Raw genomic sequence first — 2,033 nt, 5'->3', positions numbered from 1 at the left:
GCGCCGACAGCTCACGCAGCACACCCACCACCCCGCCCCCTTCCACACGCCCCGGACACGCCTGTCACCCACCCAACGACCACACCCGCGAAAAGGTCACGCATTCGATCCGGGAACCCCCGTTCCCTCCCCTGAGATCACGCACGCCACAGCCCGGACAGCCACTCACACACGCCAGAACACGTTCATACGCACTCAACCAACAACAGCTCACAGGGCAGACGAGCCTGCCCCCAGCCCGGGAAACCGGGACGCGGGGCAGGCTCAGCGGTGATGGCACCGTGCGGGGCGGTGACGGGGGTGCCGCACCGGCCCTGGTCAGGCGCCGGGCAGGACGCCGGTGCGGGCTACCTCGGAGTACCAGCGGGCGCTGGCCTTGGGGATGCGGGTGCCTGTCGGGTAGTCCACGTAGACGGCGCCGAAGCGCTTGCCGTAGCCGTGGGCCCACTCGAAGTTGTCCAGCAGCGACCACAGGAAGTAGCCGCGTACATCCGCGCCGTCCGCGATGGCCTGATGGACCGCGGCCAAGTGGCCGCGCAGATAGGCGATCCGCTCGGGGTCCTTGACTTGCCCGGAGGGGTCGGCGTAGTCGTCGAACGCCGCGCCGTTCTCCGTGATGACCAGCGGCAGCGTCGGGAAGTCGGACGCCAGCCGGCGCAGCAGGTCGTACAGGCCGGTGGGGTCGACGGCCCAGCCCATGGCGGTGGTGTCGCCGGGCGGCTGGTGGAAGGCGACCTGGTCTGCTCCCGGCCAAGGGCTGTGGGCGCTCTTGCCGTGTCCGTCCGAGTTGTGGGTACTGCTGCCGTCGGCCTCTGAGACAAGGGTGGGCGTGTAGTAGTTGACGCCGAGGAAGTCCAGTGGCTGGTGGATCTGCTGCAGGTCGCCGTCGCGTATGAAGGACCAGTCGGTCAGTGTCGAGGTGTCCTTGAGCAGGTCCTCCGGGTACGCGCCCTGCAGCATCGGACCGGTGAAGACCCGGTTGGCGAGCGCGTCGATCCGCCTGACCGCATCGGCATCGGCGTCGCTGCCGGTGAGCGGGCGGACATGGTGGATGTTGAGGGTGACCGAGCACTGGGCGTCGGCGGAAAGGCGGTCGCGCAGTGCCTGAACGGCAAGGCCGTGGCCCAGGTTGAGGTGGTGGGCGGCACGCAGGGCGGCGACCGGGTCGGTGCGGCCGGGAGCGTGGACGCCGGAACCATAGCCGAGGAAGGCGCTGCACCAGGGCTCGTTGAGGGTGGTCCAGGTCTTCACCCGGTCACCGAGGGCGTCCGCGGCGATGGCCGCGTACTCGGCGAACCGCTCGGCTGTAACCCGCTCGGGCCAGCCTCCCGCGTCCTCCAGCTCCTGCGGCAGGTCCCAGTGGTAGAGCGTGGCGACGGGCTTGATGCCTTTTTCCAGCAGGTCGTCGACGAGACGACGGTAGAAGTCCAGGCCCTTCTGGACGGCGGGGCCGCGGCCGGTGGGCTGGATCCGGGGCCAGGCGAGGGAGAAGCGGTAGGCGCCGAGGCCGAGGTCGGCCATGAGGGCGACGTCCTCGCGCCAGCGGTGATAGTGGTCGGTTGCGATGTCGCCGGTGTCGCCGTTGCGGACCCGGCCCGGGGTACGGGCATAGGTGTCCCAGATGGACGGCGTACGGCCGTCCTCGGTGGCTGCCCCCTCGATCTGGTAAGAGGCTGTTGCCGAGCCCCAGAGGAAGCCCTTGGGGAAGGTGCGGGCTGCGTCCGGGCCGGACTCGGTCTGTTGTGCGGCGGTGACCACGTAAGTCCTCTCAAGGTGGGGTGGTTCGCGGGCGCGCGAATGACACAGGTATGGGGAGGCCCGGCGGCTTCGCGCCGGGCCGGGGTGGCGGGTCAGCCCTTGACGGCGCCCGCCATGATGCCGCTGACGATCTGGCGGCCGAAGACGATGAACATCGCCAGCAGCGGGAGCGTGCCGAGCAGCGCGCCTGCCATGATCAGCGACTGGTCGCGGACATAGCCCGCGCTGAGCTGGGTGAGCGCGACGGGGACCGTCGGGTTGGTCATGTCGAGCAC

The 2,033-nt window shown here is 69.9% G+C and carries 1 protein-coding gene and 1 pseudogene; both read right to left on the bottom strand.

All coding sequences use genetic code 11. The features are described from left to right. Positions 1-318: 318 nt before the first annotated feature. Entirely contained in the window at positions 319-1,758 is a 1,440-nt protein-coding gene (locus tag ACTWQJ_RS50835) for a GH1 family beta-glucosidase (RefSeq protein ID WP_443313108.1), read from the bottom strand. 92 nt (positions 1,759-1,850) lie between these two features. After that, a pseudogene (locus ACTWQJ_RS50830) lies at positions 1,851-2,033 on the bottom strand (carbohydrate ABC transporter permease); the annotation flags it as partial.

It is taken from the genome of Streptomyces sp. KR55 (assembly GCF_052245645.1).
GTDB classification, from domain to species: domain Bacteria; phylum Actinomycetota; class Actinomycetes; order Streptomycetales; family Streptomycetaceae; genus Streptomyces; species Streptomyces flavusporus.
Note: the sequence above shows the minus strand (reverse complement) of the source record. Positions and strands in the feature narration are given on the sequence as shown.